This is a genomic window from Paenibacillus sp. P4_A9, assembly GCF_056402415.1.
This window is the reverse complement of the sequence record NZ_JBFUHL010000009.1, coordinates 30,068-52,073: the sequence shown is the minus strand read 5'-3', so window position 1 is coordinate 52,073 and position 22,006 is coordinate 30,068. Positions and strand designations below refer to the sequence as shown.

The 22,006-nt window shown below is 45.1% G+C and carries 24 protein-coding genes; 6 read left to right on the top strand and 18 right to left on the bottom strand.

The window, feature by feature from the left end:
- Positions 1-10 precede the first annotated feature (10 nt).
- From AC1DVJ_RS09500 to AC1DVJ_RS09485, 4 genes are all read right to left on the bottom strand, one after another.
- Positions 11-1,144, bottom strand: a complete 1,134-nt coding sequence (locus AC1DVJ_RS09500) for an HD-GYP domain-containing protein (protein WP_477590194.1) — start codon at positions 1,142-1,144, stop codon at positions 11-13.
- Positions 1,145-1,261: 117 nt separating this feature from the next.
- A complete protein-coding gene (locus AC1DVJ_RS09495; protein WP_477590192.1) occupies positions 1,262-2,074 on the bottom strand; it encodes an undecaprenyl-diphosphate phosphatase in 813 nt (270 codons plus the stop codon).
- A gap of 48 nt (positions 2,075-2,122) precedes the next feature.
- Complete coding sequence (locus AC1DVJ_RS09490) at positions 2,123-3,577, bottom strand: bifunctional metallophosphatase/5'-nucleotidase (protein WP_477590190.1); 1,455 nt, start codon at positions 3,575-3,577, stop codon at positions 2,123-2,125.
- Between the two features lie 81 nt (positions 3,578-3,658).
- Positions 3,659-4,129, bottom strand: a complete 471-nt coding sequence (locus tag AC1DVJ_RS09485) for a molybdopterin-dependent oxidoreductase (RefSeq protein ID WP_477590188.1) — start codon at positions 4,127-4,129, stop codon at positions 3,659-3,661.
- Between the two features lie 123 nt (positions 4,130-4,252).
- Between AC1DVJ_RS09485 and AC1DVJ_RS09480 the strand changes: the two genes are divergently transcribed.
- The 3 genes from AC1DVJ_RS09480 to AC1DVJ_RS09470 are packed head-to-tail and all read left to right on the top strand — an operon-like array spanning position 4,253 to position 7,142.
- On the top strand, positions 4,253-4,957 hold the full coding sequence (locus AC1DVJ_RS09480) for a molybdenum cofactor biosynthesis protein (RefSeq protein ID WP_477590187.1): 705 nt from the start codon (positions 4,253-4,255) through the stop codon (positions 4,955-4,957).
- A gap of 21 nt (positions 4,958-4,978) precedes the next feature.
- Positions 4,979-6,043, top strand: coding sequence for a ThiF family adenylyltransferase (locus AC1DVJ_RS09475; protein WP_477590186.1), 1,065 nt, complete (start codon positions 4,979-4,981; stop codon positions 6,041-6,043).
- 49 nt (positions 6,044-6,092) lie between these two features.
- A complete protein-coding gene (locus AC1DVJ_RS09470; protein WP_477590184.1) occupies positions 6,093-7,142 on the top strand; it encodes an HD-GYP domain-containing protein in 1,050 nt (349 codons plus the stop codon).
- Between the two features lie 12 nt (positions 7,143-7,154).
- Here the strand turns inward: AC1DVJ_RS09470 and AC1DVJ_RS09465 are convergent, their stop codons facing one another.
- From AC1DVJ_RS09465 to AC1DVJ_RS09440, 6 genes are all read right to left on the bottom strand, one after another.
- A complete protein-coding gene (locus AC1DVJ_RS09465) occupies positions 7,155-7,544 on the bottom strand; it encodes a DUF350 domain-containing protein (RefSeq protein ID WP_477590183.1) in 390 nt (129 codons plus the stop codon).
- On the bottom strand, positions 7,541-8,191 hold the full coding sequence (locus AC1DVJ_RS09460; RefSeq protein ID WP_477590181.1) for a signal peptide protein: 651 nt from the start codon (positions 8,189-8,191) through the stop codon (positions 7,541-7,543). The genes AC1DVJ_RS09465 and AC1DVJ_RS09460 overlap by 4 nt, the downstream gene beginning before the upstream one ends.
- On the bottom strand, positions 8,188-9,384 hold the full coding sequence (locus AC1DVJ_RS09455; protein ID WP_477590179.1) for a glutathionylspermidine synthase family protein: 1,197 nt from the start codon (positions 9,382-9,384) through the stop codon (positions 8,188-8,190). Before AC1DVJ_RS09455 ends, AC1DVJ_RS09460 begins: the two co-directional genes overlap by 4 nt.
- Positions 9,385-9,388: 4 nt before the next feature.
- Positions 9,389-10,039: a hypothetical protein gene (locus AC1DVJ_RS09450; protein ID WP_477590177.1), complete on the bottom strand. Its 651-nt coding sequence runs from the start codon at positions 10,037-10,039 to the stop codon at positions 9,389-9,391.
- Positions 10,036-10,257 (bottom strand): hypothetical protein, encoded by a 222-nt coding sequence (locus tag AC1DVJ_RS09445; RefSeq protein ID WP_477590175.1) that lies wholly within the window; start codon positions 10,255-10,257, stop codon positions 10,036-10,038. Before AC1DVJ_RS09445 ends, AC1DVJ_RS09450 begins: the two co-directional genes overlap by 4 nt.
- A 237-nt stretch (positions 10,258-10,494) precedes the next feature.
- Entirely contained in the window at positions 10,495-11,607 is a 1,113-nt protein-coding gene (locus tag AC1DVJ_RS09440; protein WP_477590173.1) for a C40 family peptidase, read from the bottom strand.
- A gap of 187 nt (positions 11,608-11,794) precedes the next feature.
- Here AC1DVJ_RS09440 and AC1DVJ_RS09435 point away from each other — a divergent pair, with 187 nt between their 5' ends.
- Positions 11,795-12,220 (top strand): PH domain-containing protein, encoded by a 426-nt coding sequence (locus AC1DVJ_RS09435; RefSeq protein ID WP_477590171.1) that lies wholly within the window; start codon positions 11,795-11,797, stop codon positions 12,218-12,220.
- A gap of 59 nt (positions 12,221-12,279) precedes the next feature.
- Here AC1DVJ_RS09435 and sufB read toward each other — a convergent pair whose 3' ends face one another.
- The 8 genes from sufB to AC1DVJ_RS09395 form a co-directional block, all read right to left on the bottom strand.
- Positions 12,280-13,677: a Fe-S cluster assembly protein SufB gene (gene sufB / locus AC1DVJ_RS09430; protein ID WP_477590170.1), complete on the bottom strand. Its 1,398-nt coding sequence runs from the start codon at positions 13,675-13,677 to the stop codon at positions 12,280-12,282.
- Between the two features lie 62 nt (positions 13,678-13,739).
- On the bottom strand, positions 13,740-14,174 hold the full coding sequence (gene sufU, locus AC1DVJ_RS09425) for a Fe-S cluster assembly sulfur transfer protein SufU (protein ID WP_477590169.1): 435 nt from the start codon (positions 14,172-14,174) through the stop codon (positions 13,740-13,742).
- Positions 14,161-15,387, bottom strand: coding sequence for a cysteine desulfurase (locus AC1DVJ_RS09420; RefSeq protein WP_477590167.1), 1,227 nt, complete (start codon positions 15,385-15,387; stop codon positions 14,161-14,163). The genes sufU and AC1DVJ_RS09420 overlap by 14 nt, the downstream gene beginning before the upstream one ends.
- Positions 15,384-16,679, bottom strand: coding sequence for a Fe-S cluster assembly protein SufD (gene sufD, locus AC1DVJ_RS09415; protein WP_477590166.1), 1,296 nt, complete (start codon positions 16,677-16,679; stop codon positions 15,384-15,386). The genes AC1DVJ_RS09420 and sufD overlap by 4 nt, the downstream gene beginning before the upstream one ends.
- Positions 16,680-16,732: 53 nt before the next feature.
- Positions 16,733-17,563 (bottom strand): Fe-S cluster assembly ATPase SufC, encoded by an 831-nt coding sequence (gene sufC, locus AC1DVJ_RS09410; RefSeq protein ID WP_477590165.1) that lies wholly within the window; start codon positions 17,561-17,563, stop codon positions 16,733-16,735.
- Between the two features lie 166 nt (positions 17,564-17,729).
- Positions 17,730-18,299 carry a DUF1802 family protein gene (locus AC1DVJ_RS09405; protein ID WP_477590164.1) on the bottom strand — a complete coding sequence of 190 codons (570 nt, stop codon included), beginning with the start codon at positions 18,297-18,299 and terminating at the stop codon, positions 17,730-17,732.
- 131 nt (positions 18,300-18,430) lie between these two features.
- A complete protein-coding gene (locus AC1DVJ_RS09400) occupies positions 18,431-18,598 on the bottom strand; it encodes a hypothetical protein (RefSeq protein ID WP_477590162.1) in 168 nt (55 codons plus the stop codon).
- A gap of 100 nt (positions 18,599-18,698) precedes the next feature.
- Complete coding sequence (locus AC1DVJ_RS09395; RefSeq protein ID WP_477590160.1) at positions 18,699-19,157, bottom strand: Dps family protein; 459 nt, start codon at positions 19,155-19,157, stop codon at positions 18,699-18,701.
- Positions 19,158-19,395: 238 nt separating this feature from the next.
- Here AC1DVJ_RS09395 and mtnK point away from each other — a divergent pair, with 238 nt between their 5' ends.
- Complete coding sequence (mtnK, locus tag AC1DVJ_RS09390) at positions 19,396-20,616, top strand: S-methyl-5-thioribose kinase (RefSeq protein ID WP_477590159.1); 1,221 nt, start codon at positions 19,396-19,398, stop codon at positions 20,614-20,616.
- A complete protein-coding gene (gene mtnA, locus AC1DVJ_RS09385; protein WP_477590157.1) occupies positions 20,613-21,722 on the top strand; it encodes an S-methyl-5-thioribose-1-phosphate isomerase in 1,110 nt (369 codons plus the stop codon). The genes mtnK and mtnA overlap by 4 nt, the downstream gene beginning before the upstream one ends.
- Positions 21,723-22,006: the final 284 nt, after the last annotated feature.

Below are 22,006 nucleotides of genomic sequence, written 5' to 3'. Positions count from 1 at the left end.
TATATCTGTTCTAAAGAATTGTTGGCATACTTAAATCTATTTCCGATTCGCTGACTTTAATTTCCCCAATTTCGGAAATTAATATCGACAGCTTGCTTGAAAGGTCGATTTCATAGGGTTCTTTAAGTACAGTACCTGCCTCATCTTGAAGCACGCGTATAATCGGTCTTTGCGGAACAGCCATGTTCAGCTTGGATACAATGCCGTATTCGCCTGTATTCAAGCGTACCGTAATACCTAATGGATAAATGGCAATTTTGTCACGGAATAACGCAATCTGACTTTGATCATACATCGTTCCAGAGCCCGCAAATAGCTGCTCCATCGCTTCATGCGGCAATAAAGGTCTTCGATATACCCGTGTTGTCGTCATAGCATCATAGGAATCAACGAGTCCAATCCATCTAGCGAACTCATTGATTTCACTACCTTGAATCCCCCGTGGGTATCCACTGCCATTAATCCGTTCATGATGCTGCAGGGCACAATGGGCAGAAAGAAGTGGGATATTCGGCTCATCTTTCAAAAGATTGAAACCATAGGTCGTATGATTCTTCATCTCTTTGAACTCATCAGGTGTTAGCTGAGAAGGCTTGCGCAGAATTCCTAACGGTACTTTCGTTTTCCCAATATCGTGCAATAACGCACCCAAACCAAGTGTCTCCAGCTTATCCCGACTATACCCATAACTGATTCCAAGCATAATCGCATATATACTTACATTCACAGAATGCTGAAATAAATAGTTATCTTTCACATTCATATTATTGAGCATGACCATTGCACCCTCATGAGCACTGAGATCATCAATAATCATCTTCATGACATCACGAAAATTACGCCCAATATCGTAATAATTAACGGCTCCGCGTTTATTCGAATCCTCCATTACCTTCTTAAAGGTATTACGAATTTCGGAAACCGCCTTGCTTCTTGTTTCATCTTGAATCACATCTTCTTGAATAATGTCATTCGTTCTTGCGTCTTCTATGTAAATATAATCAATTCCATTGCTAAACAAGCGATCAAGGAGTCTCTGTGTAAGCTCAACATTAACGGCCAGAAGAACCATACCATCATCGTTGTATATATTCTTGGCCAGCCTCATTCCAGGTTGACACATGTTGATCGGCATAAACAGCATTTCAGGACCCCCGCTTAGGTGAGCATTAAGTACTATTTTAATGTAATAGATTTTGCCCAAAAGTTCAATACAAAAAACCGCGTCTTTCGACGCGATTCGCTAGATTTATGAGACTTTCTACTTTAAAAACATATAAAGCGCGAAAATAATCGCAACTGCGAAACGATAATAGGCAAAGTAAGTTAGCTTCATCTTTTGTACAAATTTAATGAAAGATACGACAGCCAGTAACGCAACAACGAAAGCCACTAGAAATCCTACAATAAAAAAGGGCAAATCAGTCGTAGAAAGCGCATCATAATTTTTCAAAAAGTAGACGCCTGAAGCTCCGAACATAATTGGAATCGCCATGATAAACGTAAAGTCGGCTGAAGCCGCTCGGCTAACGCCAGACAGCATACCGCCAGCGATCGTGGAGCCTGATCGGGAAAAGCCTGGCCAGATGGATATGAGCTGCCATAATCCAATTGCAAAAGCTTGTCGATACGTCAGGTCATCCAGAACCATCGTCTTCGGCCGTTCCTTCTTCTTCTCGGCAATGATCAAAAGAATACCGCCAAGCACGAGACCTACTAACACAGTTGTCGTGTTGAATAACTTCTCATCCACAATATCATTAAATAAGACGCCAATCACACCAGCAGGCACGATACCAATTAAAATGTGAATTAAATTCAGCTTTTTCCCTGTATTACTTTCACTCTTCCGTTTCACGAGTCCAAATAGAGATAGGATTCGCTTCCAATAGATAATGACAACCGCCATGATGGCACCCAACTGAATCACGAAATCAAATGTTTTCATAACTTCATCATTTTGTGTGTTTAATAAGCTTTGCGCCAAAATCATATGTCCTGTCGATGATACGGGTAAAAACTCAGTCAAGCCTTCAACGATCCCAATGATGATCGCTTCAAAAATTGTATGCATAATTGCCCCCTATGACCTGATAAATATCGTGAATCCTTCTTCATTTACCTATTCTACCTGTTTGGGAGTGGGTCTGACAATATCTGTGTACCTAGGCATATGGCTGCTTGCAATCGCGGCCTCATCTTGCAGTTGATCCGCCAGTACGTCACGGATAAATTCTGGCAGCATGTAGACGATCTGCTTGCCCCGGCTCAGCGATAAATAGCCGGAACCGAACGTAAACATATCGATCGTTCCGACGAGATAGGAATGTTCTGGATCTAGCAGCTCCTCGCCAACATGCACGGCGAGAATGCGTTCATAGGGAGGGCGCGTGGCATCCACTTGGACGGTTATCCCGTCCACACAGAGCACGCCGAGCACCTCCCCGCGGAAGCCGTAGCCGCGTATCGGCTTCTCCATGAATTCGTCAAGCAGCGACTCTTCGAGCGCTTGACGAATATCCGCGCCGCTGAGCAGCATGCGGCAGGGATTGATCGGGCCGGGGCAGATTTCCAGCAGCCGGCCCCGGGTCAAGCCCCCCTCCTTCAGTCCCTGAAGGAGCTGCCCGCTATTGACCAGCCCGATCTCGGCGCTGGTCCAGCGGCGAATACCCGCGGCAAGCAAGTTGCCGAGCGGGGATTCGCCGTACCAATCCAAGCGCAGCGGCTGCTGCAGCTGCGCCACCTCCACCGCCAGCGAGGCTGCGCTGGCGATGCGATAGTGCTCCAGCAGCGTGGTCACGCTGCTGTCTTCTTCACTGTCCGCCGTCATCGGGACGACACGGCCGTGCATCTCCACGATCCGGCGCTGCGCCGGGTCGTAGGCAAGTTCGATATGGCCGGCATACTGACCGAACTTGCCGGCCGCACAAATATAAGTGCTGCCGAGCAATAGCGGCTCTTCAAGGAGATGATGCGTGTGTCCGCCTAGGATCACATCGATGCCTTCCAGCTCCTCAGCCATTCGCTGATCGGTCCTCAGGCCCAGATGCGACATGACGATAAGAATATCTACCTTAGGTCGCAGAAGGCTCACATGGGCGCTTACAGCCATCATAGGATCGGATACATGCCAGCCCAGCAGCTCATAGTAATCCTGATAAGCCGCAGTGACCCCTATCAATCCAATACGAAGACCCGACTTCTCAACGGTAAGCGTCGGCAGCATCCAATCCGGCGTCTTCTTAGTAGATATTTCGGTAATATTGCTGCCAATGATCGGGAATTGAGCATGTTCTAGCACAACAGCTCTTAGCCAATCCGGAGTGAAGGTCAATCCTTCATTATTTCCCAAAACCATCGCATCATAGCCTGTGGCATTCATAATTTCTAAGTTCGCGATCGCATTCGTTCCTTCTGTCTCAGGGAACATCCGATCCATATGATCGCCAATATCGAGTGTCAATACCTGATGTGGCGGCCAGAGGCGGCGAACACGATCGAAATACGCGCTTATTTTGGGCATCTGTTCAAAATGACTGTGAATATCATTCGTATGTAAAATGACTAACCGTTGCAAGGGGGCCGACATCCCGTTCACCTCTCTTCGAACTAAACTCGTTTCCTAGCATGTCACTATGTTATGCAAGTATCCGTCTGCTCATTTCTTGAATTTCAACTCATCGAGTGCCACTTTGTTCTTAAACCCATACGTCGCTTCCTCGCCCAAAGCCGGTTCGTACAGAAACCATATCTTTACAATACTTTTGACATTGAGACATTCGCTGCTTCCATCAGGTACGTATAGTCGAATGGGATACCCTTTCTTCAGCGGTTGTCCCTCCTGTGCATATAGAAAAAGGGCTTGATCCACCTGTGACCATGGTATTAACGCTTGGAACTCATCTACGGCTTCCACCCTCACGTGGGTAGGCTCCTCGCTTCCATCATTTTGCCCCTTGCTTGACCAGTTGTGGTACCACGTTTTGAGATCAAATGCATCTCCCTCCACAGCGGGTACACGATCTTGAATGTTCAACCGGTGTTCCGCCAAAGCGACCATTTCAGGGACGGTAAAGGTTACATTCTTATTATGTATGTCAGACACTTCTATAAGTAAATTAGTTTGCATGTTTAGATCTCCTTCCCTATTTCAGAGGCTTTTCCTATCAAAGGATCACTCCATTATACCATTTTTAGGGCAAAATATGATATGCTGTAAGGGATTCTAACACCTATGGCTAGGAGATACAAATTGAACCTACACATCCAACTTTTCGCAGGTCTTGTCGACCTATTCGGGACTTCTGTTCTAACGATTTCCTTCGAACAAGAGTCCATTACGATCGCACAATTAAAGGATAAAATCATGACTGACTATCCTGCAGCTGCGGCTCAACTTCCTATATGCTTTTTCGCCAAAAATCAAGCTTATGCTGGTGATCAGGATACCGTATCCGCTTCTGATGAGCTTGCTCTCATTCCGCCTGTTTCGGGTGGACAACCTTCCCTTTATGAAATCACCCATTCTTCTATTGATGTTACATCAGTGACCTCAAAGGTGAATCATCCCAATCATGGCGCTTCACTTGCTTTCATCGGTACTACACGAGAAATGACTTATGGACAGCGTACCGTCCTATTGGAGTATGAGGCTTACGTCCCTATGGCCTTGAAAACGATGGCGAGCATCGGTGAGGAAATCGATGCCAAGTGGCCTGGCACCATGTGTGCCATCACCCATCGTTTGGGTAAGGTTGCGATTGCAGAGGCGAGTGTCGTCATCGCCGTATCTTCTCCTCACCGTATTGATTGTTATGAAGCAAGTCGCTATGCGATTGAGCGATTGAAACAAATTGTACCCATTTGGAAAAAAGAAATATGGGAAGACGGGTCCGAATGGAAAGGTAATCAAACTGGACCCTGGAATCCGCTCCAAGCACCGAAGGCTGAATACTGATTTGATCGGAGATGACTTAACTTGGATCCACATTTACATACAGAAGCAGTTCCAGACGTTGACCCGCGTTATTCGAGACAAATTCTATTCCCCCCCATCGGACTAGAAGGTCAGCGAAAGCTAGGCCACGGACGAGTTGCCATTGTTGGAATGGGTGCTTTAGGCACCGTTCTTGCCAATCATATGGTGCGTGCCGGTGTTGGTTATGTCCGTATCATTGATCGTGATTTTGTAGACAAGAGCAATCTGCAAAGGCAAATGCTCTACGATGAAGAGGATGCTGCTGCTACAATTCCTAAGGCGATTGCTGCTGCGAAACGTCTACAGCTTGTCAATTCAGCTGTCGTTATTGACCCTCATGTCTGCGATCTTAACGCTACGAATGCGGAACACTTGCTGCATGATATCGATGTCATTCTCGATGGCACGGATAATTTTGCCGTCCGTTTTCTGCTAAATGATGTCAGCATGAAATTAGGCATTCCTTGGATCTATGGCGGTGCTGTTGCCTCGAGAGGCGTCTCTTTGACGATTCTCCCTGAACAAACACCTTGTTTGCGCTGTCTATTTTCACAAGCACCTGCTGCGGGCACTACGGATACTTGTGATACAGCAGGGGTCATTGGCGGTATCATACATGTTGTCGCTTCTTTTCAAGCCACAGAGGCACTCAAGCTGCTCGTAGGAGCTACCGATCAGCTCAATCTCAGCATGCAGCAATGGGACTTATGGTTCAATCAGAACTCAGCGATACGGGTATTAGGGGCTAAGAAGTCGGATTGTCCCGCTTGTGCCAATAAGCAATATGAGTACTTAGATGCGATTCTTGAAAGCGATACAATTCAATCCCTCTGCGGCCGTAATTCGGTTCAGATTCATCCGATCATCCCAAGCACACACCCTCTGGAATACTGGGAAGAACGGTTAAAACCGCTTGGTCTTGTTGAAAAGAACCGCTTTCTGTTGAAGTTTCACGCTTCTGCGGATATTCAAATTATTCTATTCCCTGGCGGTCGTGTTCTCATTCAAGGGACTGAAGATTTAATTCAAGCCAAAAGTCTTTACAGCCGTTATATTGGGATGTAGTATTACTACTATATACCTACGTGATATCTGGACTTGGAGAGGAGCTTCTATGCGTGTACATGTGCTTCAACTTATCGTTGGTGACAAATTAATTTCCGATTCCTACAATTCAGTAGGTCTACATCTCCTATCATCAGACACGGTTCTCGATGCTGGAGACATTTCAATGCTTAATCGCCACAGTGTGGATTATGTTGATATAGCGCCAAGAAGCAGTGAAATCGAGAAAGTCGTCGAAGAAAAACCGACCAGACAAGCAAATGTATTGCAGATTAACTCATTTAACAGCGCTGTTCAAGGCATTAAAGAGATGTTTGAAGCTTTGCAAGACGGAGGTTCTCTTCGCAATGAAGCTGTAGAATCCGCTTTCAATCCGATGATTGACAGCATTCATGAGGAGAAAGATGTTGTCTCTCTACTCCTTTCATTGAACAGTCAAGACGATTACACCCTTCAGCATAGTGTCCAAGTAGGTATGTTATCCTATTATATTGCCAAATGGATGAACAAATCGGAGAAAGAAGCGTTAGTGATCGGTAAAGCAGGTTATTTACACGATATTGGGAAAAGTAGAATTCATCCGGATATTTTGAATAAACCAGACAAGCTAACGAAGGACGAGTTCGAGGAAGTTCAGAAGCATACCATTTATGGCTATGACATCATTCGTAAATCAATAAAGGACGATACATTAGCTCTCGTTGCTCTTCAGCATCATGAGCGTATGGACGGCTCCGGCTATCCGCTCCGGAAATTCGGTACGGACATTCATTCTTATTCGCGTATTGTCGCGGTTGCAGATGTCTACAGCGCAATGATATCAAGCAGGGTCTATCAACAACGACGTGATATGCTGCATGTTCTTAAGGAACTGCACCGCATGAGCTTTGGTGAGCTGGATCCCAAAATCACGCAAGTATTCATTCGTAATATGATTCCTAACTTTATTGGTAAGAAGGTGTCTCTGAGCGACGGACGTGAAGGAACCATCATTATGACGAACCCTACCGATTTCTTCCGACCGCTCATTAACATCGACAATCAATTCTTGGACTTATCGCAACTCGCCAATATAGAAATTACAACAATTGCGATCTAATACAAAGGCAAGTTAAATAATTAGACTGCTCACCGAAATCGCAATACCAATATATACAGCAGCCAGTAGGGTACCCACAGCAACATTACCTTGCTTCAACTGATCTGATAGCTTCATACCTGGGGTTAACCAATCAAAAACCCAATATGAAGCTATTAAACATGCGTACCCTACCGCAAACCAAAGACTCATATGCCAAATGGAGGAGTTCGTGTAGGCAGCAATGGCTAGAATGATGGCAGTCGCTACGAACTTACCTCCCATGGTGATGCCTACGGCCACATTGCCACTATTTATTTCTTCCATGTCGCGATAAGGTGTCATTAAACTAAAGATGTACATCCCTGCAAACTGTAGCAGGACGATAACAAATAAACTAATCACTAGATCCAAAACGATCACTCTGCCCACCCCCGAAATTTAGCCATGGATTGATCAAAATCTGAATAATCATGTACTTCCTCTAGAACAACGCCTACTTCTTTTTTATCCTTAAAAGTTTGATAACGAGCTTCTGGAATCGGTTGCTTGACCTTCTGGCCAGTTGGCAATTCTACCACGGCAAAGAATCTAAATTTGCTATCAAGTTCCGTTTTATAAACTCCGACCAACTTCACATCCGTCTTTATTTCTACTTTCAACTCTGCCAGATCCTTGTCTGCTTCTTCTTTTGTTTTGAAAGACTTTATGGGCTTCCACTGCGACAAGGTGACATCGTTCTTCCCTTGACTATCCGCTTTCATCGTTGCCTGCATATAGCTCAATACCCAAATGGTATCTCCTGTCGCAAAATTCTGATCGTTGGAAATTCGATCATTGTTAGGCAACAGCACCATGTCGCCATCGATTAAATCGCCGACCTTCACTTGCTGAACTTGATAGTCCCACGGAACTTCACCTGGTGTAGCATTCGTCATTGTTGCTGCGTTCCCGGATGTTGTTGTGCTCAGGACGGATGGTTTTTTATCGAATGCCATGCTGAACATCCATATAATAACAATGATTCCGATAAGTCCTATTGCCAATAGCATGAATCTTCCTTGTTTCAAGGCGCTTTCACTCCAATCGCCACAAATTGACTTGCATTTCCCGTTATGATTCCGCCTGCTCTTCCTAGAAGCCCGCAAGGCTCACCATTCAATACAAAAAGGCCTGTTAATAAATGACCTTGGCCATGCTGGAAGGAAAGCCGCGGCAAATCTGCCCGCTCTTGGTACACACGTTTAAAAAACACACTTGTATCAAAGCCCGCTTCATCCTTGAACTCCAGCTCTCCTTGCTCGTTATACAGCTCTACAGAGCCGCCCTCACGTCCAAACATCGACTTGGACACATAACTGCCTTCGAGGATTGGAGCCATGTAAGTAGCCAGCATGTAGGTCTTAATCACCTCGTGCTCATCTAGCGTAAATAGCTCCGAATATCTCTTATGAAGATCCCAAATTAACGCCTGTAAGCCTTTGGATTGCAGAACTACAGCGTGCAAGGGATTAAACAAGTGAAGGAATTGTTCTTCGATTGCATACGACAGTGCCTCTCCCCCGTCGTCAACCCCCATCCACTCCTTTGGATATAGGGCAAACATACGCTGAATGGTCTGATCAGTTCCAACCTTGACGACGCCCTCGTCAATCCATAAATCCAAACAATCCACACATGTCATCTCTCTCTGGCTATGTGCGACAAGCGCATTTATCGTGCCAGTGTCTTCCGCATGTTGTCCGTATGCTATGCACGCCGCGTAATCGGGTGCCTCAATTTCCCATGCAGCTTTAATGAGCTCTTTCATCCTGACATTCGGTGATTGGGCACCATATTGCTCACAGAGCCATGGGGTGGCAATGGCAGCTTCGACATAGCCGGTAGGTGTATCTGCGTTCAGTTCAAGCAGTTTAATCGCACCATCCTGACCGACGGAAAAATCAAATCTGGCGTAACGGCTTATGAAGCCTTCTGCATTGGGTTCAAGCCGATCCAACCCATCCCACAGCACTTCAGGTATGGATAAGTCTGCATAAAGCTCTCGATTCCCATGAACATAACGGACCGCTTTATCAAACACCTGCCATAGCCCTGTTGCGGCATGAATAAGTTCCTCGTAGACCTCGCCCGGCATAGCGACGAGCTGATCAATCCAGTAGTCTTCCTTCTCCAAATTGGCCCATGTGAACCCAAGTTCCGCCAATTGCTGAACTCTGAAGTCTCTGTCAGGAGCTGGTGTCCCTATAACTTCAAATCCCATTCGATTAACCCCCAGAGCTTGAGCTTGAGGATGAGCTAAAGCCGCTTGATTTACCACCTATGCTGCCTGAAGAGGTTGAAGTTGATTTGGTGCTGCTGGAATTAGAACTGTTAACTGAAGAACTTGTCGTGCCTGATTTCGTGGTAGTTGACGATTTATTCGTTGTAAAGGTTCCACTTCCGCTTGAGGTTGTAGGCGTCTTGGTGGTGGAACGATTCGTAAACGAGCTTGGTTGATACGTTTTATTGACATATGGGGTATTCGAACGATAATAATACGAACGATGATTGCTCCCCCAGCTGCTAGATGAATATGGGCTTACCGTGTTGAAAATAAGATGATACAGGAGAAGATCATCCCATCCAAAACCACTACCCGATACCTGATTCACAATGATAGGAGCACTGCTGCCACCCGTTGCGCTCGGGGTTGGCGATGGTGATGGTGAAACTAAGCTCTTATCTGGCGGGACGGGTAAGCTCCAATCCACTTGTGGATCGTAATACGCTTTAACGTCTTCATTCGACCATTCCACCAATTTGGATGAACTTGTATTCGGACTTGGCGTCTCTGCAGCCTGAGCCGATACCAACAGCATTTGACTTAACAGAATCAGACTGAGCGAAGCTGATAGTACTTTAAGCGGTCGTTTCACGACTTGCTCCCTCCCCCTTCTGAGCTGGCTGCAACGAGAAGCAGTTCAAATACTTGGATATCTAGATTTAATCGACCTTCAATCATTTCGAATTCCTTCCCGCCAACGAGAATGAAATTAGCCACATTTAAGGCTTGAATCAGCTTATCATCCCATGCGCGCTCACCGATTTGGAGCAGTTGCCCATCCAGCAATTTTTCATAAAGCATAATTCTCATTCTTCCATGCCTCCCTCCGCAAAAAAGTTCCTACTCATTTAAACGCACGAAGGATTCAATTGTTTCAAAATCATGAGAAAAACTTCAATCGAAGTCCTTCGAGGATGAGCGACCGCGTTTTAAAGGTAGTTTTTATCGCCAAATAGAAAGATGTTTTCGGGAACCGAAAACTTATACTTTCTAATGTGGTCAAAAATAAAAGCCTATCCGAGGGATAGACTTTTACCATTACGTCCATTAATAGGCAACTCGTTTTGCTTTGAGAAATGTTTTTTTCCAATATGGTTTGTTAATATTCGTGATTTGTACGCCATTTTTCGGCGCAGTGTTTGCATTAAGCATCTGCATATTTCCAATATAAATACCAACATGCCCGACCGTTTTGTTCGATTTGAAGCGTCCTGGCACATAGAAAAACACCAGATCACCCTTACGCAACGATTTGCGGGAGACCAAGGAGCCGTAAGTCGCTTGTTGGCGAGATAGCCGCGGTAGCTTAACATTATATTTCCCGAAAATATATTGGGTGAATGTTGAGCAGTCGAATCGGCCTGTTTTGGGATAGGGCCCTGTTCCAAATTTATATTTGACACCTAAATATTGCTTTCCTTTATTAATCATGGCATTGATATCGATGTTCTTCAGAACTGGCACTGCTTCTTCTTGATCATAAGGGGACCAAACTTGTATATCACCTATTGATTTATTAGGCATCAATGCCGGATTTGCGCCTGCTCCATTGTCTTTGAAGGGATCAGTAGGATCATCTCCGAAATCCAACTCTGATGAATTGTCATTCACATTTACGGTATCATCTTCATTTTCGATGATGGCGGTCGGGGATGCGTGAATTAGCACATCACTTTTTCTCACTTCATATGACATATCATCTTGAAATAAATCAGCCAAGCCCGAGACAGGCAAGTAAGCCGTAGCTCCCTCTTTCACAATTGGCTGACTCAATTGGATTTCCGCGCCATCCTTAATGGCTTTTTTCGAGTTCATGATTAATTCAAAGTTGGCATCATTATCGCCTAATAACAACTTACTCTCGGATTCTTCCCATTCAGATTGGAATTTTAACGTTTTAATTAATTCTTGAGCAGATACATAATTCACATTACCAATCTGTTTCATTGGGAGGGTAGCGTCATTGTTCCCGAGCGCGATGATATCTTTTCCCGCTTGAGACAGACTCTTAGTAACCGAGTTTCCTTGGCCTGTTTGACCTGTAGGACTCTGCGATGGTGTTACACTTCGAGGTCTCGCATAATCCTTCCCACATGCTGTCGTAATCGCCAGCACGACGACCATACTTCCTATTGCAGGTGCCTTTAGCTTACTCCACATGAATTTCTCTCTCCTTAAGGAACGCATTATTATCCTTTATAGAGTGAGACAACTAGCATGCAAATATGCAATCAGTTCGCTCAAACTGTCTTGGAGTATGTTGGAAAGTCGGACGGATATTGCGGAAAGGAAACACAGTCTAAATGTGGAATACATACATATATTTGTTCAAGAAGGAGTGATGGTATTGGGTATTTTCAGTGGAATATTAGGAAATTTATCGGAGGTTTCTGTTGAGGAGCTTTCGAAGCAGTACGGTGTGTATCTTATGCCAAATGAAACCATTTCTACAGGCTTCAAGCTAGTAAGAGATTCTTTCGTTATCACTGACGAGCGTATTATCCTGATTGATCACCAGGGTGTTACTGGCAAAAAAACCAAGGTTTCGACCATTGATCTAGACTCGATCTATGAAGTCTCGATGGAATCTGGCGGTACAGGCTTTGATGACAGCGAGTTAATCATCCATTACATAACCTCACCTTATTACAAAGCGAACAACATCTCTACCGCGGCTTATCGCTTTGAGTTTAAGAAAAAGTTCAATATCCAATCGCTCTATGTTGCTCTCCAATCGGCAGCGACACAGAATCGTAAGCGTATTAACGGTTAACATACAAAAAAAGCGTCCCAGAGAATTATCTCTGGAACGCTTTTTTTATTGTCAGGAGATTAACCGATGGACCCTTCCATCTCAAACTTGATGAGACGGTTCATTTCCACGGCATATTCCATTGGAAGTTCTTTGGTGAATGGCTCAATGAAGCCCATAACGATCATTTGCGTAGCTTCTGCTTCCGTAAGTCCACGGCTCATGAGGTAGAACAATTGATCCTCAGATACCTTGGATACTGTCGCTTCATGCTCTAGCGTAATGTTATCGTTCAAGATTTCATTGTAAGGAATTGTATCTGATGTCGACTCGTTATCCAAGATTAACGTATCGCATTTGATGTTAGCTTTGGAACCTTGGGAATTACGCCCGAAGGAAGCCAAACCACGGTATGTTACTTTACCGCCATGCTTGGAAATCGATTTAGAAACAATCGTCGATGTTGTATCTGGTGCCAGATGCGTCATTTTCGCGCCCGCATCTTGATGCTGACCTTTGCCCGCTACAGCGATGGAAAGAACCATCCCTTTAGCGCCGCGGCCTTTAAGAACAACAGCTGGGTACTTCATCGTAAGCTTGGAACCGATGTTACCATCAACCCACTCCATCGTTGCTCCTTCTTCTGCAACCGCACGTTTGGTAACGAGGTTGTAGATGTTAGGTGCCCAGTTTTGGATCGTTGTATAACGAGCACGGGAGTTTTTCAAACATACGATTTCTACTACTGCGCTATGAAGGGAGTTTGTGCTGTAGATAGGAGCTGTACAGCCCTCAACGTAATGCACCAAGCTTTCTTCGTCCGTAATAATCAAAGTACGTTCAAATTGACCCATGTTCTCGGAGTTAATACGGAAGTAAGCCTGCAAAGGCACTTCACATTTCACACCTTTTGGTACGTAAATGAAGGATCCACCGGACCATACTGCGCTGTTTAGAGCAGCAAATTTGTTATCCGTAGGAGGAATGATCGTTCCGAAATACTTTCTGAACAACTCCGGGTGTTCGCGAAGAGCTGTATCCGTGTCGGTGAAGATAACACCTTGATCTTCAAGCTCTTTTTGCATGCTGTGGTAAACGACCTCGGATTCATACTGTGCAGATACACCAGCTAGGAACTTTTGCTCTGCTTCAGGAATACCAAGCTTGTCGAATGTTTCTTTAATTTCCGTAGGAACTTCTTCCCATGTTTTACCTTGCTTCTCGGATGGACGAACATAGTACTGGATATCATTGAAATCCAAGTCATCCATGTTTCCGCCCCAGCGCGGCATTGGCATTTTGAAGAATTGCTCAAGTGATTTCAGACGGAATTCCAGCATCCATTCTGGTTCGTTTTTAATTCTAGAGATTTCTTCAACGATCTCACGAGTCAAACCTTTACCTGATTGGAAAATGGATTTGTGCTCATCTCTAAAACCATATTTATAATCCTCTAAATCTGGCATTTGTTTAGCCATGGTTGATTCCTCCTTAACATTATCTTTCTTACCTATGGTTACCTATTCCATCGCAAAATGCGTTAGTTATCGGTCTTATGAGTTTGTTCAATCCCTTTGCGAAGAGCGTTCCACGCTAGAGTTGCACATTTGATCCTCGCTGGGAATTTGTTCACGCCAGATAGAGCTTCAATGTCTTCATATTCGAATTCGACAGATTCGCCCTTCATCAAGCCAGAGAAATCATCAGCTATCTTCAGTGCTTCTTCGATTGTTTTGCCTTTGACTGCGTCCGTCATCATGGATGCAGAGGATAAACTAATCGAACAGCCCTCGCCTGTGAATTTCGCCATCTTCACGATGCCCTCTTCAACTTGCATCTGAAGTGAAATTTTATCACCACAGGTTGGGTTGTTGAGATCAATCGTAACAGACTCGCCGGACTCAAACTTCCCACGGTTGCGCGGTGTTTTATAGTGATCCATAATTACTCTACGGTATAAATCATCCAATTGCATCGCCGAAGTACTCCTTTGTTTTCTGTAAGGCCATCACAAGACGGTCTACATCATCTTCCGTATTATATAGATAAAAGCTTGCACGAGCTGTGCTGCTCACTTCTAGCCATCTCATCAGCGGTTGGCAGCAATGGTGACCGGCACGAACGGCAATGCCCATGGAATCCAGTACGGTTGCCACGTCATGAGGATGAACATCCCCAAGATTAAATGTAACAAGACCTGCACGATTCGTTGTTGGCCCGTAAACAGCTAGATCTTCGATCTGCATCATACGATCCAAGGCATAATTCGTAAGCTGAATATCATGTTTATATATATTATCCATTCCGACTTCAGTTAAGAAGTCGATTGCCGCACCAAGCCCAACTGCTCCTGCAATCATAGGCGTTCCGCCTTCGAATTTCCACGGAAGTTCCTTCCAAGTTGACTCGTAAAGATCGACATGATCGATCATTTCGCCGCCAAATTCTACGGGTTCCATGTTATTTAACAAAGACTTCTTGCCATACAATGCCCCGATTCCGGTAGGACCACACATCTTATGCCCGGATAGGGCATAAAAGTCACAATCCAAATCTTGCACATCCACTTTCATATGCGGGGTGCTTTGCGCACCATCGACCATGATTTTGGCACCATGCTTATGGGCAATGGCTGCAATTTCCTTGACTGGATTAATAACACCTAGCACATTGGACACATACACAATCGAAACAATTTTCGTTCGATCTGTAATCGTGTTTTCGACATCAGCAAGAGAAATGGATCCGTCAGGTTGCAACGGAATATATTTTAACGTGGCGCCTGACTTTTTAGCAGCTTGCTGCCAAGGAATCAGGTTGCTGTGATGCTCCATCGGTGTAAGGACGATTTCATCGCCCTCACGAAGTTCCGACTGGGCAAGGCTGGCTGCCACGATATTGATAGCAGTTGTCGTGCCTCTTGTGAAAATAATTTCCTGCTCGCTGGCTGCGCCGATGAACTTAGCCACTTTGGCTCTAGCTCCTTCATACGCATCTGTAGCTCGGGAACCTAGGGTATGAACCCCGCGATGAACGTTCGCATTATCCCACTCGTAGTAATGCTTCAGTGCCTCAATCACCTGAATAGGCTTCTGGGAAGTAGCAGCACTATCCAAGTAAACCAGAGGATGACCGTTCACTTCTTGCTTCAGAATGGGAAAAAGTTCACGTATCTCGGCAGATATCATTGTCCTAGCTTCCTTTCTACTAAGCGTTGCAGCTGTTCTTCAACGCTTTTAACTGGAATTACGGATACGACCGGAGCCAAGAATCCATAAATGATTAAACGTTGTGCTTCTTCTTTGGTAATACCACGAGACATCAGGTAATGTACTTGTTCTGCGTTCACTTGCCCAACACTCGCAGCATGACCTGCTTTCACGTCATCTTCGTCAATTAGAAGAATCGGGTTCGCGTCTCCACGAGCTTTCGGGCTAAGCATCAAGACTTTCTCTGTCTGTTGACCATTACAGCCTTGTGCGCCTTTTTCAATCTTCGTGATCCCATTGATGATCGCTGTAGAGCTATCACGCATTACTGCACGTGTAATCATATCGCTAGTTGACGCTTTGCCCCAATGTACGGCGCGTGTCGTCAAGTTTAGTTTCTGATCATTCGTACCAACACAGATCACTTTCGCATCGGAGTCAGACCCTTTACCTTTGAGAATGGATGTCGTATCGGACATCGAATTCCCATAGTTCAACTCACCTACAACCCATCCGATTCTTGAATCATTTTCAAGGATTGCACGGCGGTAAGTCAGATCTGTTACAGAGGCTTCCAAGCTGTGAATGGACGAATAGCTTACACGGGATCCTGGTTTTGCAAACACTTCAACGATTCCGTTCTGTACAAGGGCTGCGTCTCCAACGGAGGATACGAAGTTATCTACGTACGTTACGGAACTGAATTGCTCAGCAACAATCAGAACATGCGGTGCAAATGTTGCTTCTGCATCGTCTGCTACAAACAGTGCTTGAAGAGGGATGTCAACAACAACATTTTTCGGAACGTAGATGAAGATACCGCCATTCCATAACGCTGCATGCAAAGCAGTCAACTGATTTTCATTTGCTTGAACAGCTTGCATGAAGTAAGGCTTAACTAAATCGCCATGCTCACGAATCGCTGTTTCAAGATCAGTGAAAATCACGCCTTGCTTTTTCAAATCCTCAGACACTTGGTTGTACACGATACCGGAGTTACGTTGCACAATCAGATTCTCGGAATTTGTTAATCCTTTGGTCACTTCAGGCAATGCATCAAGTGAACTCAAAGTTGCTTGCTCTTTATAGGAACCGTAAGCAGAAATGCTCCAACGGTCGATTCTTGTTTTCTCTAGTATAGGTAATTCCAACGAACTAGCTAACGCTAACCCTTCTGTACGAAGGGCTGTCATCCACTCCGGCTCTTGCTTGCTGCGGGAGAGCTCGATAACAGCGTTAGAATCGATGGAAAGTGTTGTTTTAGTGCTCATGATTTCCTCCATTTATAAGTATCTTTGACCCTAAGATCAAAGTCTCTCATCTCCTAGTACTTCGGTCCTGGCGTGTTCATTGGAAGTTTGAATTCTTCTGCATCTTGACCAACCGTTTCATCAACGATGCCGAGTTCTTCTTTGACCCAGTCGTAACCTTCCGCTTCCAAACGCTCTGCGAGCTCAGGACCACCGGACTTCACGATACGACCTTGCATCATAACATGTACAAAATCAGGCTTAACGTAGTTCAACAAACGTTGGTAATGCGTAATGATCAAGAATCCACGCTCTTCGCTGCGCATAGCATTAACACCTTCAGCAACGATACGCAATGCATCGATATCTAGACCAGAGTCAATTTCATCAAGGATAACGAATTTAGGCTCAAGCAAAAGCATTTGAAGAATCTCATTACGCTTCTTCTCTCCGCCGGAGAAGCCTTCGTTCAAGTAACGGTGCATGAACTCAGGGTTCATTTCCAGTTGCTTCATTTTTGCTTCCATTTGACGAATGAATTTGATCAAAGAAATTTCATTGCCTTCACCGCGGCGAACATTCATTGCACTGCGCAAGAAGTCAGCATTCGTTACGCCAGTGATTTCGCTCGGGTACTGCATAGCCAAGAACAAACCAGCGCGTGCTCTTTCGTCAACAGCCATCTCAAGAACATCTTCGCCATCTAATGTAACAGACCCCTCTGTTACTTCATATTTCGGGTGACCCATTAGCGCGGATGCCAATGTACTTTTACCAGTACCGTTCGGCCCCATGATCGCGTGAATTTCTCCGCCTTTGATTTCTAGGCTAACGCCTTTCAAAATTTCCTTTCCTTCGATGGTCGCTTTCAGACCCTCTATTGTAAATGTTGATGAATTTGCCATTTTCTTTAAGCCTCCATAATGTTTGAGTGTACTAGATTGATGACAATCACATGCAGTGATAATCACTGATTCTCATTAGAATAATTCTATTATAACTTACTGTCACAAATCAAGAAAGGGCAATTGCGTGAAAAAGGAGAGCGTTTTGTGAAATACTACGTAATTTTTACGCCAAAGTACGTTTTATTTCAGCAACTTGGGCGGTAAATTCTTCCTCATTCAACACAGGGGTCATCGCGGATTCTTCCGGAACTGAAACCCCAAGCTGGATCCATGATTTGCAGCCAATATAGGCCTGTTCGATCTCAATTTGAACCGGTTGATTGAGCGTATATACCCTTAAAATCATTATATGCAGCGGGTTTTTACGTTTCCACTTCAAACGCTCTTCTGTGAAATTTTCTGTCCAAATATGGAAAGGAAATAACTGATTGAGCTTATCCTGATCGCTCACTTCAATATCTTCAACCATTYGGGCAAAGGAGCTGATCGTCACATGTGTATCTTCAACGCTCCAATTAACCAAAGTTTCATCGATAACCCCGCGATATTGCTCTTTCAGAAGTTCTTTTCTCTGGTGCTCATACGTTGGATAGAGAAAGAAATCATTCGATTCCACTTGAAAATCTCTTGTTTCTTCGACAATACCTCCCTTGCGCATAATAAAAATTTGAGAACCTGCCTCTAATGCTTTGACCGCAGATGCCCATTCTTTTAAAGCCATCCCCTGCCCCATTTACGCCAACTCCTCGTTCTCCTCATTAATCCATCTATTATAAATAAACTTTCTAAGCAAAACAAATGAAAATTGACATATTTCAGGAAAAATAAAAAGGAACGGCGCAATAATTCGGCCATTCCTTCTTCTTATTTCACTAATTCAGCGTAATTAGCTTGCTCTATTCGGGCAAACTGTTCTTGATTCACTTTCATTGGGTTCGGCTCGCGGGTCGTGTCAGGCGTATCTGCCTGAGCAGCAATCCATAGGAAAACTGTACCTATTGCTACGGCAGTAATGACATTCAGGAATTTCATTATCCCACATCCTCATCCTTCGAAACCATCTTGTCTCAAGGATATCTTGTTTTCATTATGGGTATGTTCTAGCGAGTTGAAGATTGTGTAAATTTCTCATTTACCCCAAAAATGATTGCAGCATCCACCGATGCTTTTCCAATGAAGTTTGGATCGCTAAAAGCATATCCGACGTCGTATCGTCACTTGCTTCCTCACAAATCTGCATGCCAGCCTTCAACTCCTGCGTAAGAACGGTGAAGTCCTCGATAATCGCTTCGACCATTTTCGTGGCCGTCTCTGTGCCGGAGGCTTCTTTTAAAGAAGAAATCTCTAAATACGCTTTCATCGTTGCAGCAGGTTGACCGCCAATGGCCAGCAATCGTTCAGCCAACTCATCTACATGAAGTGCAGCCTCATTGTATAACTCCTCGAATTTCACGTGGAGCGTGAAAAATTGATTCCCTTTGACATACCAATGGAAATTATGGAGCTTGACGAATAGTAAGTTCCAATTAGCAATTTGCTTATTAAGAACGACTTGGATAGATTGAGTTGAAACTAAGGTTGCGCTCGTCATCAAAATCCTCCTTCATTTTGCCTGTAAAATCGTGCTTGTACACGCTAATTTACGTTAATTCCGCGGATTTTATGTAAAATAACCGACATTTATGAAAAGTGTATTTCATGCGGAATCAATTTGTCTTATACTAGGTAAAGAATATTAATACTCAGTAAACTAGTTGGAATTAATTCCAATCACTTAAGATTACGCTTACGAAGTCAGTTTTCTGACGAAAACTTATAGGAGGCCGTTCATGTCCACTTATCATCCATTAACAGAAGCGCAAGCCATCGAATACGCACGCCGTATTCCGCAATTATTTCAAGCAGGTGCTGATCTAGCCAGCCAGGAAATCGGAGATGGGAATTTAAACCTCGTATTTCGTATAACCGAAGCTGCTACAGGAAAAAGTATTATTTTGAAGCAAGCTCTTCCTTATGCCAAAGTGGTTGGGGAATCTTGGCCGTTGACGCTTGACCGCGCGCGTATCGAGAGTGAAGCTTTGATGATTGAAGAAACCTTAAATCCAGATCTCGTTCCGCATGTCTATGCTTATGATGCTGATCTAGCCCTAACGGTAATGGAAGATCTGAGCGATCATGTCATTATGCGCAGAGGGTTAATCGAGGGCAATCAATACCCGCTTTTCGCCGAACATATTGGGCGTTTTCTTGCTAATACATTATTCTTCACTTCGGACTTAGGCAAAAATCAACAAGAGAAGAAAATCCAGCTGGGACGCTTCATCAATCCTGAGCTTTGCAAAATTACCGAGGATTTGATCTTCGATGATCCATATCGTGATGCGGAAACGAACAATTTTGAAGCACCTATCCGTGATGCAGCCGAACAGCTATGGGCAGACAAAGAACTTCACTTCGAAGTTGCGATTCTGCGCAACAAGTTCCTTACACAAGCGCAAGCCCTTCTTCATGGTGACTTGCATACGGGCAGTATTTTCATCAAACCTGATTCGACCAAGGTCATTGACCCTGAATTCGCCTACTATGGACCGATGGGCTTCGATATTGGCGCTGTATTAGCCAACTTGCTTCTCAACTTCGCTGCACAAGAAGGTTGGAGCAAGGACGAAGAAAGCCGTTCCGCTTACCGTGCTTATTTAACTGAAACCGTTAAGGATGTATGGACACATTTCGAACAAAATTTCCGTACGCTTTGGAACGAACATGGGGTAGATCGTGTATTTACGGCTCCGGGTTATCAAGATTATTTCATGTCTAACTTGTTGCGTGATACGGTTGGATTCGCAGGTGCCAAAATGGTACGACGCGTAATCGGACTCGCCCATGTTGCTGATATTGATAAAATTGAAGATGCTGCAGCGAGAGAACGCGCTCAGCGTATGGCTTTAACGATCGGCACAGCCAGCATTCGTGCGAACCGTCAGGTTACCTCGATTGATGAGCTAATTGCAATCGCAACACGAGCAGCAGAGAGAGGTTATGTACTATGACGACGAACAACGTAAAAGATGAAAACCAAGGGACGAACAACGTAAAAGATGAAAACCAAGAGCAAGGGGCTTTGCAATCCATGCGCTGGAATGGCCAGCAGCTTGATTTACTGGATCAACGACTCCTGCCGGAGGAGATTGTGTACTTGCCGCTGGAGACACCGATTGAGGTGTGGGAAGCGATTCGGCACTTAAAAGTTCGCGGCGCACCTGCGATTGGGATCGCCGCCGCGTATGGGGTGTACCTCGGAATCCGCGGCGTGGATGCTGCTGGGGGGGAGCTTCTGGCCGAAGTCCAGAAGCAAGCAGACTACCTGGCGACATCACGTCCGACAGCAGTGAACTTGTTCTGGGCGCTCGATCGCATGCGTGCGAGAGCAGGTGCTTTGGCAGCCGAGGGCGTGAGCCCGGATGCCTTCAAGGCTGCGCTTCTGACAGAAGCGCAAGTTATTCAGGCGGAGGACGAAGACACCAACCGCCGTATTGGCGAACATGCGCTCACGCTGTTCGAGGATGGGTTCGGCGTGCTGACGCACTGCAACGCCGGCGGTTTGGCAACCGCCAAGTATGGCACGGCGCTAGCGCCGTTCTACTTGGCGAAGGAACAAGGGCTGAACATCAAAGTGTTCGCCGATGAAACACGGCCTGTGCTGCAAGGCGCGCGGCTAACGGCTTTTGAACTGCAGCAGGCCGGCGTAGACGTCACGCTGATCTGTGACAACATGGCCGGTGCGGTCATGGCGAAGGGCTGGATTCAAGCGGTCATCGTGGGAACGGACCGTGTTGCTGCTAACGGCGATGTAGCCAACAAAATCGGCACGTACAGCGTAGCTGTGCTGGCGAAGGCGCATGGCATCCCGTTCTATGTGGCAAGTCCGTTGTCCACCATCGACTTGAACACGCCGACTGGCGGCGATATTCCGATCGAGGAACGCCATGAAGACGAGATCACGCAAGGCTTTGGCAAACGCACAGCGCCAGCTGGCGTGAAAGTGTTCAATCCTGCGTTCGATGTGACGCCGAATGAGTACGTCACTGCGATTATCACGGAAAAAGGTATCGTTCAAGCGCCATACGGGGAAAATCTGCGTAAGCTTTTCGAATAGATCTTAATACTCGATGCTAAAGCTGTCTAGATTTCCAATTAACCGGAAAATATCCAGTTAATTCCTCTAATTTTAGCCAATATATGTGTTTAGATGGAAAAACTCCAGTTAAATTTCGGCGTTCTGCTTCAATTGCGGAATTAGCCTGAAAATAACTGGAGTTTTTCCATTTATTCGACTTCTAGCTCGTTTTTCGCTCAAAATAGATGGATTTTTTCCAGTTAATGAGGTTGGGGTTGGGGTTGGGGTTGGGGTTGGGGTTGGGGTTGGGGTTGGGGTTGAAG

Coding starts and splice junctions, on each gene's coding strand:
- AC1DVJ_RS09395 (WP_477590160.1), bottom strand. CDS start 19,157: ATGACGAGCGCAACCTTAGTTTCAACTCAATCTATCCAAGTCGTTCTT.
- AC1DVJ_RS09500 (WP_477590194.1), bottom strand. CDS start 1,144: ATGCTGTTTATGCCGATCAACATGTGTCAACCTGGAATGAGGCTGGCC.
- sufC (WP_477590165.1), bottom strand. CDS start 17,563: ATGGCAAATTCATCAACATTTACAATAGAGGGTCTGAAAGCGACCATC.
- AC1DVJ_RS09470 (WP_477590184.1), top strand. CDS start 6,093: ATGCGTGTACATGTGCTTCAACTTATCGTTGGTGACAAATTAATTTCC.
- AC1DVJ_RS09455 (WP_477590179.1), bottom strand. CDS start 9,384: ATGGGATTTGAAGTTATAGGGACACCAGCTCCTGACAGAGACTTCAGA.
- mtnA (WP_477590157.1), top strand. CDS start 20,613: ATGACGACGAACAACGTAAAAGATGAAAACCAAGGGACGAACAACGTA.
- sufU (WP_477590169.1), bottom strand. CDS start 14,174: ATGCAATTGGATGATTTATACCGTAGAGTAATTATGGATCACTATAAA.
- mtnK (WP_477590159.1), top strand. CDS start 19,396: ATGTCCACTTATCATCCATTAACAGAAGCGCAAGCCATCGAATACGCA.
- sufD (WP_477590166.1), bottom strand. CDS start 16,679: ATGAGCACTAAAACAACACTTTCCATCGATTCTAACGCTGTTATCGAG.
- AC1DVJ_RS09420 (WP_477590167.1), bottom strand. CDS start 15,387: ATGATATCTGCCGAGATACGTGAACTTTTTCCCATTCTGAAGCAAGAA.
- AC1DVJ_RS09440 (WP_477590173.1), bottom strand. CDS start 11,607: ATGTGGAGTAAGCTAAAGGCACCTGCAATAGGAAGTATGGTCGTCGTG.
- AC1DVJ_RS09485 (WP_477590188.1), bottom strand. CDS start 4,129: ATGCAAACTAATTTACTTATAGAAGTGTCTGACATACATAATAAGAAT.
- AC1DVJ_RS09445 (WP_477590175.1), bottom strand. CDS start 10,257: ATGAGAATTATGCTTTATGAAAAATTGCTGGATGGGCAACTGCTCCAA.
- AC1DVJ_RS09495 (WP_477590192.1), bottom strand. CDS start 2,074: ATGCATACAATTTTTGAAGCGATCATCATTGGGATCGTTGAAGGCTTG.
- AC1DVJ_RS09400 (WP_477590162.1), bottom strand. CDS start 18,598: ATGAAATTCCTGAATGTCATTACTGCCGTAGCAATAGGTACAGTTTTC.
- sufB (WP_477590170.1), bottom strand. CDS start 13,677: ATGGCTAAACAAATGCCAGATTTAGAGGATTATAAATATGGTTTTAGA.